Origin of the sequence: Pseudoclavibacter sp. Marseille-Q434, assembly GCF_050315415.1 — a bacterium.
Classification (GTDB): Bacteria; Actinomycetota; Actinomycetes; order Actinomycetales; family Microbacteriaceae; genus Pseudoclavibacter.
In genome coordinates, this window is sequence record NZ_JBNPQH010000001.1 from 537,715 (window position 1) to 558,709 (window position 20,995).

At 68.0% G+C, this 20,995-nt stretch carries 22 protein-coding genes, 1 tRNA gene and 1 other RNA gene; 18 read left to right on the forward strand and 6 right to left on the reverse strand.

Going from position 1 to position 20,995, the window contains the following annotated elements; genetic code table 11:
• Positions 1-102: 102 nt before the first annotated feature.
• The 3 genes from ACQFZP_RS02565 to ACQFZP_RS02575 all read left to right on the forward strand — a co-directional run bounded on the left by ACQFZP_RS02565 (position 103) and on the right by ACQFZP_RS02575 (position 3,074).
• Positions 103-1,158 carry an ABC transporter ATP-binding protein gene (locus tag ACQFZP_RS02565; RefSeq protein ID WP_306455467.1) on the forward strand — a complete coding sequence of 352 codons (1,056 nt, stop codon included), beginning with the start codon at positions 103-105 and terminating at the stop codon, positions 1,156-1,158.
• Positions 1,134-2,705 (forward strand): hypothetical protein, encoded by a 1,572-nt coding sequence (locus ACQFZP_RS02570; protein ID WP_211890232.1) that lies wholly within the window; start codon positions 1,134-1,136, stop codon positions 2,703-2,705. Before ACQFZP_RS02565 ends, ACQFZP_RS02570 begins: the two co-directional genes overlap by 25 nt.
• A gap of 78 nt (positions 2,706-2,783) precedes the next feature.
• Positions 2,784-3,074, forward strand: a complete 291-nt coding sequence (locus tag ACQFZP_RS02575) for a DUF3039 domain-containing protein (protein WP_104253865.1) — start codon at positions 2,784-2,786, stop codon at positions 3,072-3,074.
• A gap of 95 nt (positions 3,075-3,169) precedes the next feature.
• Here the strand turns inward: ACQFZP_RS02575 and ACQFZP_RS02580 are convergent, their stop codons facing one another.
• On the reverse strand, positions 3,170-4,510 hold the full coding sequence (locus ACQFZP_RS02580; RefSeq protein ID WP_211890233.1) for a nicotinate phosphoribosyltransferase: 1,341 nt from the start codon (positions 4,508-4,510) through the stop codon (positions 3,170-3,172).
• A 90-nt stretch (positions 4,511-4,600) separates the two neighbouring features.
• Here ACQFZP_RS02580 and murI point away from each other — a divergent pair, with 90 nt between their 5' ends.
• The 3 genes from murI to rdgB are packed head-to-tail and all read left to right on the forward strand — an operon-like array spanning position 4,601 to position 6,848.
• A complete protein-coding gene (gene murI / locus ACQFZP_RS02585) occupies positions 4,601-5,434 on the forward strand; it encodes a glutamate racemase (protein ID WP_211890234.1) in 834 nt (277 codons plus the stop codon).
• Positions 5,435-5,493: 59 nt separating this feature from the next.
• Positions 5,494-6,225 (forward strand): ribonuclease PH, encoded by a 732-nt coding sequence (gene rph / locus ACQFZP_RS02590; RefSeq protein ID WP_211890235.1) that lies wholly within the window; start codon positions 5,494-5,496, stop codon positions 6,223-6,225.
• Positions 6,222-6,848, forward strand: coding sequence for an RdgB/HAM1 family non-canonical purine NTP pyrophosphatase (gene rdgB / locus ACQFZP_RS02595; RefSeq protein ID WP_211890236.1), 627 nt, complete (start codon positions 6,222-6,224; stop codon positions 6,846-6,848). The genes rph and rdgB overlap by 4 nt, the downstream gene beginning before the upstream one ends.
• A gap of 107 nt (positions 6,849-6,955) precedes the next feature.
• On the opposite strand, the gene ACQFZP_RS02600 is transcribed toward rdgB, so the two are convergent.
• The 3 genes from ACQFZP_RS02600 to ACQFZP_RS02610 form a co-directional block, all read right to left on the reverse strand.
• Positions 6,956-8,332, reverse strand: a complete 1,377-nt coding sequence (locus ACQFZP_RS02600) for an aspartate aminotransferase family protein (protein WP_211890237.1) — start codon at positions 8,330-8,332, stop codon at positions 6,956-6,958.
• Between the two features lie 99 nt (positions 8,333-8,431).
• Positions 8,432-8,513 (reverse strand) — tRNA-Leu (locus tag ACQFZP_RS02605).
• A gap of 99 nt (positions 8,514-8,612) precedes the next feature.
• Complete coding sequence (locus tag ACQFZP_RS02610) at positions 8,613-9,134, reverse strand: hypothetical protein (protein ID WP_211890238.1); 522 nt, start codon at positions 9,132-9,134, stop codon at positions 8,613-8,615.
• Between the two features lie 176 nt (positions 9,135-9,310).
• Between ACQFZP_RS02610 and ACQFZP_RS02615 the strand changes: the two genes are divergently transcribed.
• The 11 genes from ACQFZP_RS02615 (at position 9,311) to smpB (ending at position 17,433) form a co-directional block, all read left to right on the forward strand.
• Positions 9,311-10,540 carry a CpaF family protein gene (locus tag ACQFZP_RS02615; protein ID WP_104312256.1) on the forward strand — a complete coding sequence of 410 codons (1,230 nt, stop codon included), beginning with the start codon at positions 9,311-9,313 and terminating at the stop codon, positions 10,538-10,540.
• Complete coding sequence (locus ACQFZP_RS02620; RefSeq protein ID WP_211890239.1) at positions 10,537-11,400, forward strand: type II secretion system F family protein; 864 nt, start codon at positions 10,537-10,539, stop codon at positions 11,398-11,400. The genes ACQFZP_RS02615 and ACQFZP_RS02620 overlap by 4 nt, the downstream gene beginning before the upstream one ends.
• A complete protein-coding gene (locus ACQFZP_RS02625; RefSeq protein WP_211890240.1) occupies positions 11,397-12,335 on the forward strand; it encodes a type II secretion system F family protein in 939 nt (312 codons plus the stop codon). The genes ACQFZP_RS02620 and ACQFZP_RS02625 overlap by 4 nt, the downstream gene beginning before the upstream one ends.
• A gap of 23 nt (positions 12,336-12,358) precedes the next feature.
• The gene (locus tag ACQFZP_RS02630; RefSeq protein ID WP_167516480.1) at positions 12,359-12,535 is read left to right on the forward strand and encodes a hypothetical protein; all 177 of its coding nucleotides are present in this window, start codon (positions 12,359-12,361) and stop codon (positions 12,533-12,535) included.
• Positions 12,536-12,560: 25 nt separating this feature from the next.
• Positions 12,561-12,947: a TadE family protein gene (locus tag ACQFZP_RS02635; protein WP_218854926.1), complete on the forward strand. Its 387-nt coding sequence runs from the start codon at positions 12,561-12,563 to the stop codon at positions 12,945-12,947.
• Complete coding sequence (locus tag ACQFZP_RS02640; protein ID WP_104312254.1) at positions 12,937-13,374, forward strand: hypothetical protein; 438 nt, start codon at positions 12,937-12,939, stop codon at positions 13,372-13,374. Before ACQFZP_RS02635 ends, ACQFZP_RS02640 begins: the two co-directional genes overlap by 11 nt.
• A gap of 38 nt (positions 13,375-13,412) precedes the next feature.
• Positions 13,413-13,838 (forward strand): hypothetical protein, encoded by a 426-nt coding sequence (locus ACQFZP_RS02645; RefSeq protein ID WP_211890241.1) that lies wholly within the window; start codon positions 13,413-13,415, stop codon positions 13,836-13,838.
• Between the two features lie 54 nt (positions 13,839-13,892).
• Entirely contained in the window at positions 13,893-15,008 is a 1,116-nt protein-coding gene (prfB, locus tag ACQFZP_RS02650; RefSeq protein ID WP_104312252.1) for a peptide chain release factor 2, read from the forward strand.
• Positions 15,009-15,115: 107 nt separating this feature from the next.
• Positions 15,116-15,958, forward strand: a complete 843-nt coding sequence (gene ftsE, locus ACQFZP_RS02655; protein ID WP_179556512.1) for a cell division ATP-binding protein FtsE — start codon at positions 15,116-15,118, stop codon at positions 15,956-15,958.
• Positions 15,955-16,866, forward strand: coding sequence for a permease-like cell division protein FtsX (ftsX, locus tag ACQFZP_RS02660; protein WP_104312250.1), 912 nt, complete (start codon positions 15,955-15,957; stop codon positions 16,864-16,866). Before ftsE ends, ftsX begins: the two co-directional genes overlap by 4 nt.
• Before the next feature lie 90 nt (positions 16,867-16,956).
• Complete coding sequence (gene smpB / locus ACQFZP_RS02665) at positions 16,957-17,433, forward strand: SsrA-binding protein SmpB (RefSeq protein WP_104241539.1); 477 nt, start codon at positions 16,957-16,959, stop codon at positions 17,431-17,433.
• A 97-nt stretch (positions 17,434-17,530) separates the two neighbouring features.
• Here smpB and ACQFZP_RS02670 read toward each other — a convergent pair whose 3' ends face one another.
• Entirely contained in the window at positions 17,531-19,639 is a 2,109-nt protein-coding gene (locus tag ACQFZP_RS02670; protein WP_211890242.1) for a hypothetical protein, read from the reverse strand.
• Positions 19,640-19,810: 171 nt separating this feature from the next.
• Here ACQFZP_RS02670 and ssrA point away from each other — a divergent pair.
• Positions 19,811-20,179, forward strand: a transfer-messenger RNA (tmRNA) gene (gene ssrA / locus ACQFZP_RS02675).
• Between the two features lie 86 nt (positions 20,180-20,265).
• On the opposite strand, the gene ACQFZP_RS02680 is transcribed toward ssrA, so the two are convergent.
• The gene (locus ACQFZP_RS02680) at positions 20,266-20,880 is read right to left on the reverse strand and encodes a DNA-3-methyladenine glycosylase I (protein WP_218854927.1); all 615 of its coding nucleotides are present in this window, start codon (positions 20,878-20,880) and stop codon (positions 20,266-20,268) included.
• Positions 20,881-20,995: the final 115 nt, after the last annotated feature.

Sequence of the window (20,995 nt, forward strand, 5' to 3'; positions counted from 1 at the left end):
GTCTTGCAGAGGGCGACGCGAGCAGTGTATGAGGGGCCGCCTGGGGAGAGCTTGGAGCTGGCGCGGCGGCGCGCCACGCCGGATCGTTGGTACGGTTGAGCGATGTCTTCGAAGAGCTCAGACGTCGGCGATGGCACCGCCGACGATGTGAACGAGAGTGCTGCCAGCCCCGACGTGCCGGAGGGCGACGCGAGTCGACCCCAGCCGATCATGGTCGAGGCGATCGTCGTCGACGACACCGTGACCGTCTCCTCGCTGGCAGAGGAGGCGACTGCGGAGCAGGAGACCGGCCTCCCGGCCGCCGTCAGGAACCCGGTGCTGGGTGCCGCGACCGCCGAGGGGCTCTCGACGATGACGCCGGTGACCCGCGTCACGGAGGCTCCGGATCGTGAACTCGGCGACACCGTCCTGTCGGTCAACGGGCTCACGAAGCGCTTCGGTTCGGATGTCGCGGTGAACGATGTCACGTTCGAGGTTCGTCGCGGCTCCTTCACGGGCATCGTCGGACCCAACGGTGCGGGGAAGACGACGACCCTGTCGATGGCGACGGGGTTGCTGAAGCCCACGAGCGGCAACGTGGAGGTCCTCGGCCTCGACGTGTGGAAGAACCCGAAGGCCGCGCATCCGCACATCGGCATCCTGCCCGACCGTCTGCGCCTCTTCGACCAGCTCACGGGTGGGCAGCTCCTCTACTACTCTGGACTCCTTCGGGGGTTGTCGCCTGCTGATTCGCGGGCGCGCACGGAGTCGCTGGTGCACGCGTTCGAGCTCGAATCGGCGGCGAACCGGCTGGTCGTGGACTACTCGGCCGGCATGTCGAAGAAGATCTCGCTCGCCGCGGCACTGATCCACTCGCCGGAGCTCCTGGTGCTCGATGAGCCGTTCGACACGATTGACCCGGTGTCGGCGGGACAGCTCATCGACATCCTCCTCGAGTACGTGCAGCGCGGCGGCACCGTGCTGCTGTCGAGCCACAGCATGGACCTCGTCCAGCGCGTCTGCGACCACGTCGCGGTGATCGTGCGGGGCGAGCTGCTCGCTTCCGGCACCGTCAGTGACGTGCGCGGCAACATCACGCTCGAAGAACGCTTCCGCGACCTGGTCCGCGGCACGCCACAGATGGAGGGGCTGGATTGGCTGGACATCTCCTTCAACTGAAGCTGCAGTCGATCCGCAACGGCGCTCGACGCGACTCGCAGCATCGGGGGGCGTGGATCGGCACGCTGCTGCTCTCGATCGCCCTCGCGGTCTTCGCGGTGCTCACGGTCGTCTCGATGCTGGATTCGGATATCGAGGCGAAGCGCGAGAGTGCGATCATCGTCGGCTCGCTCGTCACGGTCGCGACCGGCCTCGTGAGCGTCTTCGTGACGCCTGTCGCGGCCATCGACCCTCGGTCGCTGACCGTCATGGGCTTCTCGCCCCGACGTTCCGCGTGGCTCGCGCTCGGGACCGCCTTCGTGAGCGTGCCGTCGTTCGCGATCACCATCGTCCTCCTCGCGGGTCTGCTGCTGTGGGCGAGTGCTGGCACGGCGCTCCTGGTCGGCGTGGTCGGGTCTGCAGTGGTGCTCGCGACGCTGGTCGTGCTCTCCCGCCTGGCTGGGCTCGTGGGCGAGGATCTGCGGGCCAGACGGCTGGTCAGCGATGCTCGCGCCGCCCTCGTCCTCGTGCTGCTCCTGCTCGCCTCGCCGCTCGTCTTCGTGGCCGTATCCGTCGACTGGCAGCTCGGTCAGCACGAGGCGATCAGCGCCGCGCTCGAGGTGCTCTCGCTGTCCCCGATCGCCGCACCGTGGGCCGCCGCGGCCAGCGCCGCCGGGGGAGACCTGCAGCTCGCGTTCGCGCAGCTCGGCATCGGCGCCGCGACCCTCCTCGTCCTGCTCGTCCTCTGGCAGGTCATCGCCGGTCGGGTCGCGTCGGCGGCACTCGGCGGTGACGAGACCGAGCTGGTCGACCTCGGCGTGTTCGGTGCGTTCGGTCGGTCGCCGGCCCTCGTCGTCGCCGCCCGCACGGTCACGTACTGGATGCGCGACCCGCGGTACGTCGTCGTGAACGTCTCGATCATCCTCATCCCGCTTCTCGCGCTCATCCCGCTCGCTGTCGTCGGCGTCGAGCCGAGGCATCTCGCGCTCCTGCCGCTGCCGCTGCTGGCGTTCTTCATCGGGTGGACGCTCCACAACGACCTCGCCTTCGACGGCTCGGCGGTGTGGATGCACGTGACGAGCGGCATGTCGGGGCTATCAGACCGCTTCGGTCGCGCCCTGCCGACCCTGGTGTTCGGCTCAGTCGTCGTTCTGCTCGGTGCGGTCATCACGTGGCTGATCGTCGGCGACTGGGGCACGATCCTCGCGCTCGTCGGGCTCTCGCTCGGTCTGCTGTTCTCGGCGACCGGGTTCTCGAGCATCGGCAGCGTGCTGCACCCGTATCCGGTGGCGCGCCCGGGCGACTCGCCGTTCAGCCAGCCGGTCCGCTCCTGGGGGTCCGGCGTGTTCTGGCACCCGACGACCGGCTTCATCGCGATCCTGCTCATGGGCCCCGCCGTCTACGCGGGCCTCGTGGCGCTCAACGGCGGCGAGTCGTGGTGGAACTTCGTGGCTCTCGGCTGGGGTCTTGTCGTCGGGCTCCTCGTGCTGCTCGTCGGCCTGCTGGCCGGAGCTCGCCAGTTCGAGCGTCGTTCGAGCGAGATCATGGCCTTCGCGCAGAGCGCGTAGACCTCGGCTGTTCTTCGAGAGGCGTCACCGGGTCGTGCATCCGGTGACGCCTCCGTTTTGCGCTCTAAGATGTTCGGCATGACGTTCTCCAGCACCCCAACCGGCCCGGGCGGGCCAGACGAGACCGGCGGCGGCACGGCGATCCTCGACCGCGAGCTCGAGAAGCTCCTCAACGAGGAGCAGACCGACGACCCCGGCGACCACGACAAGTTCTCGCACTACGTGCGCAAGGAGAAGATCCTCGAGTCGGCAGTGACGGGAAAGCCCGTGCGCGCGCTGTGCGGGAAGAAATGGCTGCCGAACAGCAACCCCGACCGCTTCCCGGTCTGCCCGAACTGCAAGGCCGTGTACGACAAGATGAAGGGCTGAGAACCCTCACCGGTGTCGACGGCTTCTGCCGGATGCACAACGGCCGCGAACCCGGAGACGGGTCGCGGCCGTTGTGCGTGGTGGCGTGGCTGGAATCAGACCCAGACGGTCTCGCGGCCGTCCTGCTCGACGAACACGGTGGGCAGCGCCGCTTCACCGGCGTGCAAGCGGAGGGCACCGATCGGCAGCTCGTCGATGGCCGTTCGGTGGTGCTCGCGGGCGCGCTGCACGCCGGCCTCGCCGGTGAACTCATCGTTGATGACGCCGTCGACGACGAGGTCGACGAGCAGGGACCTGTCGCTCTTGTCGGAGACGGGTGGTGCGCCGATGCCGACGACCTCGGCTTCCGCCACGCCGTGCTCGTCGCGGCGGCGGACGGGGAACTTCTCGCCGCCGACGCTCGCCTTGCCAGCGGAGCGCTTCGCGACGGAGACCCAGTCGCCGTCTTCACCGCGGCGGGCGACGAGCTTGTAGACCATGCCGGAGGCGACGGCGCCGGAGCCGGTGACGACGCTCGTGCCGACCCCGAAGGAGTCGACCGGGCTCGCGCCGAGGCCGGCGATGGCGAACTCGTCGAGGTCGTTGGTGACCGTGATGCTCGTCTCGGTGTTGCCGAGCTCGTCGAGCTGCGCGCGCACCTCCGCGACGAGTGTGGGGAGGTCGCCGGAGTCGAGGCGGACGCCGCCGAGCTCGCGCCCCGCGACCTCCACGGCGAGCCGGACTCCTTCCCGGACGTCGTACGTGTCGACGAGGAGGGTCGTGCCTGCGCCGAGCGTCGCGACCTGCGAGGCGAATGCCTCGCGCTCGGAGTCGTGCAGGAGCGTGAAGGAGTGCGCGGCGGTTCCCATCGTCGGGACGCCCCAGCTGCGGCCCGCCTCGAGGTTGCTCGTCGCCTTGAAGCCCGCGATGTAGGCGGCGCGCGCCGCGGCGACGGCCGAGCGCTCGCCCGTGCGGCGTGATCCCATCTCGGCGAGCGGGCGTCCGCGGGCGACCGAGACCATGCGTGCTGCGGCGGAGGCGACGGCGCAGTCGTAGTTGTAGATGCTGAGCAGCAGCGTCTCGAGGATGACACCCTCGGCGAAGCTCGACCGGACCTCGAGGATGGGGGAGCCGGGGAAGTAGATCTCGCCTTCGCGGTAGCCGCGGATCGTGCCGGAGAACCGGTAGTTCGCGAGCCAGTCGAGGGTCTCGGGCGAGACGATGGAGTGCGCACGCAGGTGCTCGAGCTCCGCGTCACCGAAGCGGAAGTCGCGCAGCAGCTCCAGGGCGCGGCCCACCCCCGCCACGACCCCGTAACGGCGTCCGCTCGGCAGTCGCCTCCCGAAGAGCTCGAAGACGCTGTCACGATCGGCGGTGCCCGCGTGGATCGCGGCATCGATCATCGTGAACTCGTACTGGTCGGTGAGGAAGCCGGTGGACGGGCGTTCGGAAGTCACCGCCCCAGCCTAGGCCCCACCGCGGGGAGCGCACGGGATCTCGGCGCGCGCATCTACGCTCGAAGGTGCCTGGGAGTAGACTCGGCACCCATGAGCGAGGCACCGATCGGCGTATTTGACTCTGGTGTCGGCGGGCTGACGGTGGCGAGGGAGATCCGGGCGCAGCTGCCGGGGGAGTCGCTCCTCTACGTCGGTGACACCGAGCACACGCCGTACGGACCGAAGCCGATCGCCGACGTCCGGCGCCTGTCGCTCGCGATCCTCGACGAGCTTGTCGAGCAGGACGTGAAGATGCTTGTGATCGCCTGCAACACGGCCTCTGCCGCCGTGCTGCGGGATGCCCGCGAGCGGTACGACGTGCCCGTCGTCGAGGTCATCGCCCCCGCCGTCCGCGCCGCCGTCAGCGCCACCCACAACAACCGCATCGGCGTGCTCGGCACCGAGGCGACCGTGTCATCTCGCGCCTACGACGACGCCTTCGCGGCGGCCCCTCACCTCGAGATCTTCTCGCAGGCCTGCCCGATTTTCGTCGAGTACGTCGAACGCGGCGACACGACGAGTCCCGAGCTCGTCCGCTACGCGGAGGAGTACCTCGCCCCCATCAAGGCAGCTGGCGTCGACACGGTGGTACTCGGATGCACGCACTACCCGTTCCTGAAGGGTGTGCTCGGCTACGTGCTCGGCCCGGGCGTCCGCCTAGTGTCGAGCGACGTCGAGACGGCCCAGGACGTGTACCGAGTCCTCGCCTCCAACGGGCTGCTCAACTCGAGCGGGCGCGCCCCGCAGTACTCGTACCGCGCGACTGGCGAGAACACGGAGGCGTTCGTGAACCTCGCTGGCCGCTTCCTCGGGCCCGATGTGCGCCACGTCGAGCGCCTCATGACGGAGGCCATCAACCTGCCGCCGTCGATGCGCCGCGCCTGACGCATCCGCCCGCCAGCTCCCACCGCTTTCCCGTACCCATCAGACTCCTTGGAGGACCAATGACCGAAGCACGCGCAGACGGCCGCACCCACGACCAGCTCCGCCCCGTGACGATCGAGAAGGGCTGGAGCGAGCAGGCAGAGGGCTCCGCCCTCATCTCGTTCGGGAAGACGAAGGTGCTCTGCACGGCGTCGTTCACGCCCGGCGTGCCGCGCTGGCTGAAGGGCCAGGGCAAGGGCTGGGTCACGGCCGAGTACGCGATGCTCCCGCGGGCCACGAACGACCGCAACAGCCGCGAGTCGGTCAAGGGCAAGATCGGCGGGCGCACGCACGAGATCTCGCGCCTCGTCGGGCGCTCGCTCCGCGCCGCCGTCGACATGTCCGCGCTCGGCGAGAACACGATCGTCATCGACTGCGACGTGCTGCAGGCCGATGGCGGCACCCGCACGGCAGCGATCACGGGCGCCTACGTCGCGCTCGCTCAGTCCATCGAATGGGCGAAGGCCAACAAGCACGTTCCGGCGAAGGCCGACGTGCTCACGCGTTCCATCGCCGCGATCTCGGTGGGCATCGTCGACGGAGTCCCGCTGCTCGACCTCGCCTACGTGGAAGACGTACGGGCTGGCACGGACATGAACGTCGTCGCGACCGGCGACGGCAAGCTCATCGAGGTGCAGGGCACCGCCGAGGGGCAGCCGTTCGACCGCGAGGAGCTCGACCGTCTCCTCGACATCGCCCTCGCGGGCACCGCGACGCTCACCGAGCTGCAGAACGAGGCGCTCAAGGCATGAGCGAGCCCGCCCGGGTTGTCCTCGCCTCCCACAACGCGCACAAGCTGGTCGAGCTGCGACGCATCCTCGGCAACCAGCTCGACGGCATCGAGCTCGTCTCCTACGACGGGCCAGAGCCACGCGAGACCGGTCTGAGCTTCGAGGCCAACGCGCTGCTGAAGGCCCGCGCCGCCGCCGAGCACACGGGGCTCCCGGCGCTCGCCGACGACTCCGGCATCTCGGTGGACGTGCTGGGCGGGTCGCCCGGCATCTTCTCCGCCCGGTGGTCCGGGCCAGCGAAGGACGCCACCGAGAACCTCGAGCTGCTGCTCTGGCAGCTGAGCGACGTCTCGCATCCGCACCGCACGGCCCAGTTCGTCGCCGCGGCTGCACTTGTCGTGCCGGCCACAGCTTCATCGACGGGCGAGGAACAGAGCGAGGCCGTGCTGGGTGTGTGGCCCGGTCGCATCCTGGAGCAGCGGAGCGGGGACCACGGCTTCGGCTACGACCCGATCTTCCAGCCCGATGGGGCGGAAGGTTCGGCGGCCGACCTCACCGACGCGGAGAAGGACGCCGCGAGCCACCGCCGCCGCGCCTTCGACGCGCTCGCGCCCAAGCTGCGCACTGCCCTCGGCCTCGAATAGCGACTCGGGATGGGAAGCTCGCTTCGTGCTGGAGAACGTTCCAGCACGAAGCGAGTTTGCCATCCGGAGCTTTTCGGGTTGCCGTCGGTGACGACGACGAGCCCGTGTCAGAGGAGCGAGCTCGCCTCGGTGAGCACCCCTCGCAGCGTCTGCTCGATCTCGTCGAACTCGGCCCGGCCGATCGTGAGGGGCGGGGCGAGCTGGATGACGGGGTCGCCACGGTCGTCGGCGCGGCAGTACAGGCCTGCGTCGAAGAGCGCCTTCGACAGGAAGCCGCGCAGCAGGCGCTCTGACTCCTCGTCGTTGAAGGTCTCGCGCGTGTCCTTGTCCTTGACGAGCTCGATGCCGAAGAAGTAGCCGTCGCCGCGCACGTCGCCGACGATCGGGATGTCGAGGAGCTTCTCGAGGGCAGCACGGAAGTGCGGCGAGTTCTCCTTGACGTTCTGCGTGAGCCGCTCCTCCTCGAAGATCTTGAGGTTCTCGAGCGCCACGGCCGCCGACACCGGGTGGCCGCCGAACGTGTAGCCGTGCGAGAACGACGTCTGGCCGTGCTTGAACGGCTCGTAGATGCGGTCGCTGACGATGGTGGCGCCGATTGGCGAGTAGCCGCTTGTCATGCCCTTGGCGCACGTGATCATGTCGGGCTGGATGTCGTAGGTCGTCGATGCGAACATGTCGCCGATCCGGCCGAAGCCCGTGATGACCTCGTCGGCGACGAGCAGCACGTCGTACTTCGTGCAGATCTCCCGCACGCGCTGGAAGTAGCCAGGGGGAGGCGTGAAGCATCCGCCGGAGTTCTGGACGGGCTCGAGGAACACGGCGGCGACCGTCTCGGGGCCTTCGAAGAGGATCATCTCCTCGATGCGGTTCGCGGCCCACTGGCCGAACTCGACGAGGTTGTCGCCGTGCTCCGGCGCACGGTAGAAGTTCGTGTTCGGCACGCGGAAGCCGCCGGGCGTGAGGGGCTCGAACATCGCCTTCATGGCGGGGATGCCCGTGATCGCCAGTGCACCCTGCGGCGTGCCGTGGTAGGCCACCGAGCGAGAGATGACCTTGTGCTTGGTGGGCTTGCCCTGCAGCTTCCAGTAGTACTTGGCCAGCTTGAAGGCGGTCTCGACGGCTTCGCCGCCGCCCGTCGAGAAGAAGACGCGGTTGAGGTCACCAGGTGCGTAGTCGGCAAGGCGATCAGCGAGCTCGATGGCGTTCGGGTGCGCGTACGACCAGATGGGGAAGAACGCGAGCTCGGCGGCCTGCTTGGCGGCGGTCTCGGCGAGACGCGTGCGGCCGTGTCCTGCGTTGACGACGAAGAGGCCGGAGAGGCCGTCGAAGTACTTCTTGCCCTTCGAGTCCCAGATGTGGTGCCCGTCGCCCTTGACGATGATCGGCACGCCGGCGCCGTCTTCCATCACGGACTGGCGCGAGAAGTGCATCCAGAGGTGGTCTTTCGCCTTCTGTTGCAGGTCGGCTTCGTTGAACTCGGTCATCGTCGATGCTCCTTCGCAGTGCTGGTACTGGAACCGTACCCGTTGGTCGGGGGAGACGGACCAGACAGTCTGTCGAGTCGGAGGAGCCTGACACTCCAGTGCGGAAGGCGGGACTTGAACCCGCACGCTCGAAAGCACAGGAACCTAAATCCTGCGTGTCTGCCAATTTCACCACTCCCGCGGGCACGGGCGAACCCGTGTGCGGGAACCAGTCTAGGGCGGGAGCGACAGCCCTCGAAGTCGGGGCGCGTCATCGGAGGCCGACCGACGGTGGGCGCGGCTACCCCAGGAGCGCCTGGATCGTGAGTGCGATCGCTGCGCCGAGGATGCACAGGCCGATGGCTCCGCCGGCAGTCCACAGTCCGATCAGCACGGACCTGCTCGGGCCAGGCTTCAGGCCGAGCTCCTGCCCGATCGCCGTGATGCGGGCGCGTTCCTCCTCCGGGCTGAACGACACCTCGAACCCGCCCGGTGCAAGGCCGAGCTGGATGACCCGGCCGTACTTCACCCGACCCGACTGGAAGGACGTCGAGAAGCCGACTCGCGGGACCATCCCGGACACCCCTGCGCTCCAGCTGATCCGGCGGAGGGTGTCGTTGATGCTGAACTTCCCAGCACGCTCGTTGACCCGAACGTTGTAGGTGATGCTGTCGCGAACGTCGTTGACGGCGAGGATGCTCACCCATCGGGCATCTGCGAGCGCGAACCCGACGTCGAATCCGCCTGGCACGCGCACGACCGCGAAGGGCTTGTCGGCGAGCTCGGCTTCGACGAGGTCGGCGAATCGTTCGGTGGTGGGCACCGGCTCAGCGTAGCCGTGCGTGGACCGTCGGGGTGCGGTCTGCGAAGGAGCCGGCGACTCATGCTCCGTGAGCTGGTGAGCGCCGGTGTCCGTGACACGTGGTCGGCCGTTTCCCTGCATTTGCTGGCCTGTGGATAACTTCTGCGGGGTTCTCTGGTTTTCGGCATGCTGACGGCGTGAGCATCGCGGTAAGCACCATCACCGACCGAATCCGTCGTCGTGTCCTGCTCGAGGGCATCGACCTCGGCGGCGACCGTGCACGGGCCGCGGACATCGCACGGGAAGAGGTGCGCGGCTACGCCGAGGAGGCTCTCGGGTCCTCGTTGCCGCTCGTGCACGACGAGGAGTCGACGACGCGCGAGGTCCTCGCGCGGGTCACCGGCTTCGGCGTGCTCCAGCCGTACCTCGACGATCCGGAGATCGAGGAGATCTGGATCAACGCCCCGTCACGCGTGTTCGTCGCGCGCGGCGGCGTCCCCGAGCTCACGCCGACGGTCGTCCCCGAGGGCGACCTGCGCGACCTCATCGAGCGGATGCTCCAGTCGAGCGGCCGGCGCGTCGACCTGTCTTCCCCATTCGTCGACGCTTCCCTCCCCAACGGCGAACGCCTGCACGTGGCTGTGCCGGAGGTGACGCGCCGGTACCCGTCGGTGAACATCAGGAAGTTCACGCGCCGCATCCGTGATCTTTCTCACCTCGTCGAGCGAGAGGCGCTCACCGCCCAGGCGGCGGAGTTCCTGCAGCTCGCGGTCCTGGCCGGATGCAACATCCTCGTCTCCGGCGCCACGCACACGGGCAAGACGACCATGATCAATGCGCTCCTCTCCTCCGTGCGCAGCGAAGAGCGCATCGTCACCGTCGAGGAGACCTTCGAACTCGATCTCGTCGCGCGCGACGTGGTCGCGCTGCAGTGCAGGCAGGCGAACCTCGAGGGCACCGGGGAGATCACCCTTCGCCGACTCATCAAAGAGGCGCTTCGGATGCGACCCGACTGGCTCGTGGTCGGCGAGGTGCGGGAAGCCGAGAGCCTCGACCTGCTGATCGCCCTCAACAGCGGTATGCCGGGCATGTGCAGCATCCACGCCAACTCGGCTCGGGACGCGCTCATCAAGCTGTCGACGCTGCCGCTCCTGGCTGGGCGCAACATCGACAGCGCGTTCGTCGTGCCGACGGTCGCCAGCTGCATCGACCTCGTGGTGCACCTGGAGATGACTGCCTCGGGGACTCGACACGTGGGCGAGATCCTCGCACCCACGGGTGTCGCCACGGGCCAGGTCATCGAGGCGGCGACGCTCTTCCGCCGCGGTCGCGGGCAGCTCGAATCCACGGGGTCACCGCCGCCACGCATCGCGAAGTACGAGGCGCACGGTCTCGATGCTGCTCGGATTCTGCGGAGGTCGCTGTGAACGTGCTGCTCGCGCTCGTCATGGGAGCGGGTGTCTCCAGCATCGTGAGTGCGTGGCTCTGGCCCCCGAGCGCCGAGCGCGTCGAGGTCCGTGGCTCCCGCATCGACGACTTCCGCGCAGACTTGAGGCGCGCAGGCTTCGAACGTGTTCCGGTGGCCGTGTTCGCGGGCGCCGCCGTTGTCCTCGGCCTCACGCTCGGCGCCGCCGGACTCGCGCTCACCGGTGTGTTCGCTGTTGCTGTGCTGGCCTTCCTGGCGGGCTGCGCCGGTCCTTTCCTGATCGTCCGAATGCGTTCCGTGCAGCGGCGCAGCCGCAACCGTCTCGTCTGGCCGGATGTCATCGACCATCTCGTCGCTTCCGTCCGGTCCGGCGTCGCCCTGCCGGAGGGAGTCGCGAGCCTCGCGGAGTCTGGCCCGACCGTGCTACGAGAGGACTTCGCCGCCTTCACGAGGCAGTACCGCCTCACGGGAAGCTTCCGGGTCGCGCTGGACGACCTCAAGGAACGGCTCGCAGACCCAACCGCCGACCGCATCGTCGAAACACTCCGCATGTCCAGGGACGTCGGCGGTGCCGAACTCCCCACGGTGCTCAAGAGCCTCGGCAGCTACCTCCGTGAGGAGCAAGCGGTGCGCCACGAAGTCGAGGCGAAGCAGTCCTGGGTCATGAACGCCGCCAAGCTCGGATCCGCCGCACCCTGGATCGTCCTGCTCATGCTGGGCACGCGGCCGGAGGCCGCCGCCGCATTCAACAGCTACGAAGGCGCCGTCGTCATCCTCATCGGCCTCGGGACGACAGTCCTCGCCTACCTCGTGATGCTCCGGATCGCGAAGCTGAAGGACGACCGCAGGTGGTTCGCATGAACGAGACCCTCGGCTGGGCCGTCCTCTGCGGACTCGGTCTGGGCATCGGCCTCTGGACGATGCTCGCCGCCGTGCCCCGACTCTCCAGACCGAATCTCGCCGAACGCCTCGCACCGCACCTCCTCGACGTGTCGGCAGCCGCTCGCGCCGACGTGCAGAAGACCGCGACCGACCCGCTCCCCGTCCTCGGCACCCTCGCGGCCCCGCTCATGGCGAAGGGGCGCGCACTGCTCGGCGAAGTCCTCGGCGGCAACGACCGCATCATCGGCCAGCTTCGCCAAAGCGGCTCCTCCGCCAGCGTCGAACGCTTCCGAGCCGAACAGCTCACCTGGGGGCTGATCGCGGCAGGAATCGGACTCGCCGCCGCACTGATGCTCGGCGTGACCCGAGGGATGCCGGTCATCGCTCAGGTCCTGCTTCCCCTCCTCCTCGGCGGCGTCGGAATCTTCGCCCGTGACCAGGCACTCGGGCGCGCAGCGCACCGTCGGCATCGACAAGTGGCCAGCGAGTTCCCGACCGTGATCGAGTTCCTCTCCCTCAGCATCTCGGCCGGCGAGGGAGTCTTCGACAGCCTCAGGCGCGTCGCGAGCGTCAGCACCGGCGAACTGGCCAAGGAATTCGCACGCGTCGTCCACCACGTGAACACGGGCGTCTCGCTCGCCGACGCGCTCCACGAGATGACCAGGGGCGTCAAGTACCTGCCGCTCGACCGCTGCGTCGAGCACATGATCTCCGCACTGGAACGCGGCGCGCCCCTCGTCGAAGTGCTCCGCGCTCAGGCAAGCGACGCCCGAGAGCTCGGGAAGCGCGAGCTCCTCGAAGCGGCGGGGCGCAAAGAAGTGCAGATGCTCGTCCCGCTGATCTTCCTCATCCTGCCCACCACCATCCTGTTCGCGCTCTACCCGGCAGTCTTCGTGCTCCGCACGAGCTTCTAGAGCCCCACCCGAAAGGCACGACCATGCAGTTCCTGCACGCACTCCGAACCAGAGCCGCCTCCGAACGCGGAGACGTCCCCGGCTGGGTCTTGATCACGATCATGTCCGCCGGAATCGTCATCCTTCTCTGGACCGTCGCCGGCGACCTCCTCGTCAACGTGTTCGAGAACGCCATCACCCGAGTCAGTGACTTCAGCTGACAGGCCGGCCCGCTCACGCCGCCCCATGATCCGAGACGACCGGGGGTCGGCGGTCGCCGAGTGGGTCATGGTCTCGGCGATGCTCGTGCTGCTCACCGTCACGGTCCTGCAGATCGGCTTCGCGTTGCACGTGCGCACAACGCTCCTCGATGCGGCAGGAGAGGGCGCGAGGCATGCGGGACTCTTCGGTGCCGGTCTCGAAGCGGGCGAGGAACGAGCCGCAGACCTCATCGCCATGAGCATCGGCGGCGGGTACGCCGAGTCCGTGGTGGCGAGCACGACCGAGCTCGACGGGGCCCCCGTCGTCGCCGTCACCGTGCGCTCGCCGCTTCCGCTCATCGGCCTCCTCGGGCTGCCGGACGCGCTGGAGGTGACCGGACATGCCCCGCAGGAGACGCTGGATGCCGAGTGACGATCGCGGGTCGGCCTCGCTCGAGTTCCTGACACTCGGCACACTGCTGATCGTGCCACTCGCCTACCTCATGCTCACCCTCTCCGCGCTGCAGGGCGCGAGCATCGCCGGAGAGTCGGCGGCGAGAAGCGCGGCACGTCTGCTGGCGTCCGACCCCGAGTCGGTCGAGACGCAGGCGCTCGCCGCGGCGGCGATCGACCTCGCCGCTGCCGACCACGGCTTCGAGGCCGGCACCGTCGCACAGCACGTCGAATGCAGCAGCACGGCCGGTGCCTGCCAGGCAGCGGGTGCCGTCGTCTCCGTCACCGTCACGATCGACGTGCCCCTGCCGTTCGCGCCGAACCTGACCGGGGAAGCAGCTCCGCTGTCCATCCCGACCAGCGCCACGGCCTCGTTCGCCGTCACCAGGTTCGGGCTCTCCTCGTGACGGGCGCTCGGGCACGACTGCGCGACAGCCTGCGCCGGATGCACGGCGAGCGCGGCAGCGTGCTCCCGCTCATCCTGGTCTTCCTCGTGATCGGGCTCACCGCCGCCTACGTGCTGGTCGCCGCCACGTCGCTGTCCATCGAGCGCAAGCGACTCCTCACGATCGCGGACGCGGTGGCGCTCTCCGCCTCGGAGAGCTTCGCGGTGGCGGACGTCGCCTTCGTCGATGCTGAGCTGCAGCCGGTCCTCCACCCCACGAAGGTGCACGAACGCGCCCTCGCGACGCTCGAGGACCTCGCCGGGGCGAGCCCGGACAGCGTTGCGCTCGTCTCCGCGTCGACGCCAGACGGCGTCACGGCCGCCGTCGTCATCACCGGCCACTGGACCCCGCCCCTCACCCATGCGCTGCTCCCATCTGGGCTCGAGATCACCGTCTCCAGTGACGCCAGGGTGGTGCTCTCCTGACGCCACGCGCGCCCAACAGCGCCGCCCAGCCCTGGCGGCTAGTCTTGGGGGATCATGATCAACCTTGACCTCGCTTCGGAGATCGCCGCCCTGCGCAGCACCTTCGGAGACATCAGCGCCGTGCTCAACCCCGACAAGCTCCGCGCGAAGGTGGTGGAGCTCGAAGCCGCAGCATCCGTCCCCGACCTCTGGAACGACACCGAGAACGCGCAGAAGGTCACCTCCGCACTCAGCCACGCGCAGGCAGATCTCAAGCGCCTCGACGAGATCGAACGACGCCTCGACGACCTCGAAGTGCTCGCGCAGATGGCCGTCGAGATGGAAGACGAGGACACGGCCGAGGAAGCCCGCGCCGAGCTCAAGTCGATCACCAAGGTCATCGGCAACCTCGAGGTCCAGACGCTGCTCGACGGCGAATTCGACCCGCGCCCCGCGGTCATCACGATCCGCGCCGGCGCCGGAGGCGTCGACGCCTCCGACTTCGCCGAGATGCTCCTCCGCATGTACCTCCGCTGGGCCGAGCAGCACAGCTACAAGGTCTCCGTCCTCGACACCAGCTACGCCGAGCAGGCCGGCATCAAGTCGGCCACCATCGAGATCGACAGCCCATACGCCTTCGGCACCCTCTCCGTCGAAGCCGGCACGCACCGGCTCGTGCGCATGAGCCCCTTCAATTCAGCCGGAAGCCGCGAGACGAGCTTCGCCGCCGTCGAGGTCGTCCCGCTCATCGAGCAGACCGAGTCGATCGAGATCCCAGACAACGACATGCGCGTGGACGTCTTCCGCTCCTCCGGTCCGGGCGGGCAGTCCGTCAACACGACCGACTCGGCCGTCCGCATCACGCACCTCCCAACCGGGATCGTCGTGAGCTGCCAGAACGAGAAGAGCCAGATCCAGAACCGCGCCGCCGCACTCCGCGTGCTCCAGTCACGCCTCCTCCTGCTCCGCCGCGAAGAGGAGAACGCGCAGAAGAAGGAGCTCGCGGGCAACATCACCGCAAGCTGGGGTGACCAGATGCGCTCCTACGTCCTCGCGCCATACAAGATGGTCAAGGACCTCCGCAGCCAGCACGAGACCGGCAACACCGACAAAGTCTTCGACGGCGACATCGACGCGTTCATCGCCGCCGGCATCCGCTGGCGCAAGCGCGGCGAAGCCGACGCCGCCTAGGAACACGAAGAAGGCGCCAGGGAGCATCGAGCCGGGACACCCACGTCTGACGTGTTCTGCATGTCGCGCCGGGCTGCGGCCACTCCGGTGCCTACCCTGTTAGCGCCATGATCAGATTCGATAACGTCGCCAAGGTCTACCCTGGCACCGCCGCCCCCGCACTCGACGACATCACCTTCGAGGTGCTGCGCGGTGAGTTCGTGTTCCTCGTCGGCCCCTCCGGGTCCGGAAAATCCAGCGTCCTCCGCCTCATCCTCCGCGAGGACGCCCCGAGCCGCGGACAGGTGCACGTGCTCGGCCAGGACCTGCGCCGCATCTCCAACCGCAAGGTGCCGTACTACCGACGCAGCATCGGCATGGTGTTCCAGGACTTCCGCCTCCTCGCAGGCAAGACCGTGTTCGAGAACGTCGCCTACGCGCTCGAAGCGCTCGGCAAGTCCCGCGGCCACGTCGCGAAAGCCGTCCCCGATGTCCTCGAGACCGTGGGCCTCGGCGACAAGGCGAACCGCTTCCCCCACGAACTCTCCGGCGGCGAGCAGCAGCGCGTCGCCATCGCCCGAGCCGTCGTCAACAAGCCGGACATCCTCCTCGCGGACGAGCCGACCGGAAACCTCGACCCCGTCACGAGCCGAGGCATCATGCGCCTCCTCACCCGCATCAACGCGAACGGCACCACCGTCGTCATGGCCACGCACGACGTCTCGATCGTCGACGAGGAGCGCAGGCGCGTCATCGAGCTCGACGGCGGCGTCATCATGCGCGACGAGTCCGATGGCGTCTACCAGCCGGGCATCGTGCCGCTCACCGAAGCGGAGACCGCCAACCAGCTCGAGCAGAACGACGACACCGAAGCTCAGGTCGCGTCGCAAGCCCCCACATCCATCGCCGACTCGATCGCCTCGCGCGTCGCCGGCGAGAAGACCACGAAGAACTCTGGAGACGTCAAATGATCGGCCGCGTATTCGCCGAGATGTGGCAGGGACTTCGCCGCAACTCGAGCATGGTCATCTCCGTCGTGCTCGTGACCTTCGTCTCCCTGACGTTCGTCGGCGCCGGAATCCTCATGCAGCAGCAGATCAGCAGCATGAAGGCCTTCTGGTACGACCGCGCTCAGGTGTCCGTCGACCTCTGCTCGTCCGTCTCGACCGCCCCGAACTGCGCAGGCGGCCAGGCCAGCGACACCCAGCGCGACGCCGTCGAGGCGGCCCTCCAGGGCGCCGTCCTCACCCCGTACATCAGCGAGTACGAGTTCGAAGACCAAGAACAGGCCTACGAGAACTTCCAGCAGCAGTTCGCCGGCGACCCCATCGTGTCCTTCGTCGAGCCCGAGTTCCTCTCGGAGAGCTTCCTCATCACGCTCACCGACCCCGACCAGGCCGACATCATCATCGAGCAGCTCTCCAACTACGACGGTGTGGAGGCGGTCACCGACCAGCGCCAGTACCTCGAGAGCATCTTCGAGCTCCTCAACGTCGCCAGTCTGTCTGCGATCGGAGTCGCAGTGGTCATGCTCGTCGCGGCGGCGCTCCTCATCGCGACCACGATCCGCCTGTCTGCGATCAGCAGGCGCCGCGAGATCGGCATCATGCGCCTCGTCGGCGCATCCAACCGCTACATCCAGGCGCCCTTCATCCTCGAAGGCGTCGTCGCGGCCCTCATCGGTGCCGTGCTCGCCTCGGCAGCAACCGTCGCGATCGCGCACTTCTTCGTGCAGGGCTACCTCGGCAGGCAGCTGCCGTTCGTCTCCCTCATCGGAGTCCCGGAGGCGCTCCTCGCGATCCCCGTCCTCCTGATCGTCAGCGTGCTGCTCGCCTGGGTCTCCGCGCGCATCGCGATCAACAAGTACCTCAAGGTCTGACCCGCACGCAACAGCAAGGTAGACCGATGGACAGCCCGTGTCGTAAGATAGCGGGCTGTCCATCGTCTGCCGTCGAGAGAGGAAGAGGCCATGCCAAAGGAGCAAGGGACGAAGCCTGTCGCGACGAACCGTCGAGCCAGGCACGACTACCTGATCGAGGACACCCTCGAAGCGGGCATCGTGCTGAACGGAACCGAGGTGAAGTCGCTCCGGCAGGGGCGCGCCTCCCTCGTCGACGGATACGCGTACATCGACCGCGGTGAGGCGTGGCTCGACGCCGTGCACATCCCCGAGTACCTCGAGGGCACGTGGAACAATCACGCACCACGCCGCAAGCGGAAGCTGCTGCTGCACAAGGAGCAGATCCGCAAGCTCGCCATGAAGACCAAAGAGGGCGGCTACACGCTCGTCCCGCTGACGCTCTACTTCCTCAACGGCCGTGCAAAGGTCGAGCTGGCCGTCGCGAAGGGCAAGCGCGAGTTCGACAAGCGCCACGCACTGCGTGAGCGCCAGGACAAGCGCGAGGCCGACCGCGCCGTCGCGTCCCGCAAGTACATGGGGGAGTAGATCGCGCCTCGAGCACCGATGCGCTGCACCCCCGAAGAGCGATGCGGCCCCCGATCCACTGGATCGGGGGCCGCATCGCTGTGTGTGCTTGGAACCGCTAGCGCACGCTCTCGACGAGCGTCGCGATGGAGCTCTCGTGCGCGGAGAGCAGCGTCTTCAGGCTTCGCGACTGCCAGCCACGGTCCGTCTGCCCGTCTGACGACGGGTCGGCGCTCCACCAGGCCGTCTGCACGGCCGCGTCGGCCGCGTCGAACGTGTCGAACATCGCGGTGAACAGCGTTGACGAGTTGGCGAACGGAACGGCCCCGACGGTGAGGCTCAGCGTCTCAGAGCGGTACGAGTCGGCGGCGGCCTGCGCAGCATCCGCGGCCTTCCCGAACTCGGTGCTGTAGCTCGTGCAGACGTCCGCGAGCTCGTCGAGGAAGCACTCCGATGCGGCCAGGTCCGCGATGCCACGGTAGAAGTCGACGTAGGTCGACTTGATGCCGTCGGCGATCGTCGTGCCGATGTTCGGGTTGCTGTAGTCCGGGCATCCCGTCGACACGTTGCACGGGTAGTACAGGTTGTTGCCGAGGTCGATGTTCTGACCGTCCGGGATGGTGAAGATCGTCGACGAGAACGACGCGAGCTGCGTGCCGAACGTGTTGTAGATCGAGTTGTACTTCGGGAACGCCTCGCAGAACTGCTGCAGCGCCGCGACATCCGCGCTTGCCGTGTCAGCGAAGTTCGCGACGATGTCGCGTCGCTCGCTGAGGCCGTCGCTCTCGGTCTGAGCGGCCTTGTATGCCTCGGAGGCGTCGGCACCGTCCTCGACCGCAAGCGAGGGCACGGTGGACCCGGCGAGATCGTTGATCGTCGTCTCCGCCGTCGCGACGTTCCCGCAGCGAGTCGAGAAGTCGGTCATCTGGGCCGCCGACTGCGAGAAGAAGTCGGTGTTCTCGCCCAGTGAGGCCGAGATGGTGACGTTGGCGGCAAGGTCGAGGTTCTCGGTCGTCCAGTCCGCGTAATGCGCGTCGAGGTCCGTCTGGAACGCAGCCGCGAGCTCGTCGCCGCGGTTCACGTTGTTGTTGTGGATGGTGACGGGGATCGCTACGGCGGCTCCCACCAGGACCACGACGCCGATGATCGCGGGGATGAGGATTGCGGGCTTCCGGAACCAGGGCTTCTTGGCGGGGGCTCCGTTGCCGAAGTCGTTGGGGCCGGACGGTCCGCCGCCCTGGTAGCCACCGCCACCGTTGCCACCGAACGCGGGTGCCCCGAACTCCTGGCCGGGTGCCTGGCCGGGAGCGTAGGGGGCTGGGGTCTGGTTCTCCGGAGCGCCGTTCCACGCGCCTGCCTGCTGCTGCGCGCCATAGCCGGCGCCGAAGGCAGCGGCACCCGCCTCGGGGGCGGTCGAGCCGAACGCGGGCGACTCGTTCTGGCCGCCGTAGCTCGGCGCGCTGTTCACCTCGCCGTACGCCGGCGCCTCGAGGCCGCCGTTCGCCTGACTCGCCCCAGCCTGGCCGGCACCCGGTGCGTTCCACGCCGGAGTCTGCGTCGTCTGGGCGTCCTGCGCGTCCGGAGCCGACTGGCCCCACGCCGGAGCGGAGGGCTGCTGGTCCCAGGCTGCGGGAGCCTGGGCCGGTGCGCTCTGGTCGTTCCAGGCGTTGGGGTCGTGCTGGGCTGTCTGGTCCCAGCCAGTTGGAGCTGGGGCGGATCTGCCCTGGTCGTTCCAGGTGCTCGAGTCCTGTGGGGGAGTCTGCTCCCAACTCGGGGCGGCCGGCGCACCGGAGTCGAGGATCTCCGTCTGGTTGTGGTCTCCGCGACCGAGCACAGCGGTCTCGTTTCCCTCGCCGAAGCCGAGGACCTCGGTGCTGTTCTCGTCGGGGTGAGACTGGTCGCCGCTGGCCGGTTCCACGCCTTCGCCGACTGCATCGGCGGCTGGTGCTGACTCGGCATCACGCGGCCAGGTGGGCGCCGCGGGCGCCTCGTACTGGACCGGCGCGGGTACCTCGCCGTCGCTCACCTCTGGCTGGCCGGGCCCATCCTCGGAGGGCGCGGGAGCGTCCGGCTCCTCAGCCGGCCTGCCGAAGTGCGCACCGAAGCCTTCGTGCCCAGAGGTCTGGTCTTCCGAAACGGAGTCCCCGGATTCCTGGGCGTGCTCGTCGCCGTTCTCGGGCTTCTGCCAATTCGGGCGCCCGAATCCTTCAAAGTCATTGCCGCTCATGGGGTTCAGGTTACTGGTCCTCCCGGGAATCGCCTCCAGGCTTGCCCTGAGCACGCCAGGACGTGGATTTTCCGGCCGTCTTGACGTATGTTTAGGAGCTGCCAGTTCTTCTGGCAGCTGCAACTCAACAGAGCTCATGACGTGGAACGCCGCCGAGGAGACTCGGCTCACGGGGATGATCGGTTTCGACATGACTGGTGAATCGGCGTGAAGCGGGTCGAGGATGCGGGGTTATCTCGTAAACGCCCCTCGCAAAACATAGGTGCTAACGCTAAGCGCACCGACTTCGCCCTCGCTGCTTAAGCGAGTCCGATAGTCCGTCAGCCCGGGGGTGTTCCCGCTCCGGTAGCTGGCGTCATTAAGGGAACTTGCTGTGGTGTTGTGTTTCAGGGCACCACGGGACTTGCACTGGAACTGGGCTCGTCGATCAAGGTGTCTGTCCCCATGATCGGAGCCAAGTAGAACAGTAGACAGACTGCACCCGGAGAAGCCGCGGTTTCGTAGTTGTGGACGGGGGTTCGATTCCCCCCATCTCCACGAAACCCACGTCATGAGCGAAGGCCCCGACTGCCCAGTTGAACACTGGGGAGTCGGGGTTTTGTTGTCTGCAGTGTGCGGTGCCTGGGTCAGTCCGCCGGCCACACGCCGGATGTACCGCGACGATGGCTGCCGACGAGGTGCGTGTCGACGATGCCGATGGCCTCCATGAGGGCGAAGAGGTTGGTTGGGCCGACGAAGCTGAAGCCGCGCGCCTTGAGACTCTTCGTGAGCTGTCGCGACTCGTCGCTGGAGCTGGGCACGTCTGCCGCTGACGCGGGTCTCGGCGTTGTCGTCGGCTTGGCGCCCCAGACCAGTTCGTTGAGTGGCTCGCTCTCGCGCAGCGCGACCGTCGCGCGAGCGTTCCTCATGACCGACGAGATCTTCAGTCGGTTCCGGATCACTCCGGGGTCGCTCATCAGTCGCTCGAAGTCGTCATCGCCGAACCCGGCCACCGCGTCGACGTCGAAACCTGCGAACGCCTCGCGCAGCAACGGCCTCCGCTGCAGGATGAGGCGCCAAGAGAGCCCGGACTGGAAGATCTCGAGGCACAACCGCTCGAAGACGCCACGCTCGTCGGTGACGGGCATGCCCCATTCCGTGTCGTAGTACTGCATGAGCAGCTCGTCGCGGCTCGCCCACAGCGGCCGGGCGAGGCCATCCTCGCCGACGACGAGGTCAGGGGTGATGCTGGTAGCTGGCAAGGGCTTTCCTCTCCGGATGCGGAATCCTGCAATCTCCGCGAACCGGAAGGGACACGGACGGCGCTGATCGAGAACCTGCTGTGCGCAGAACGCTACCCGGCACCTCCGACACGCG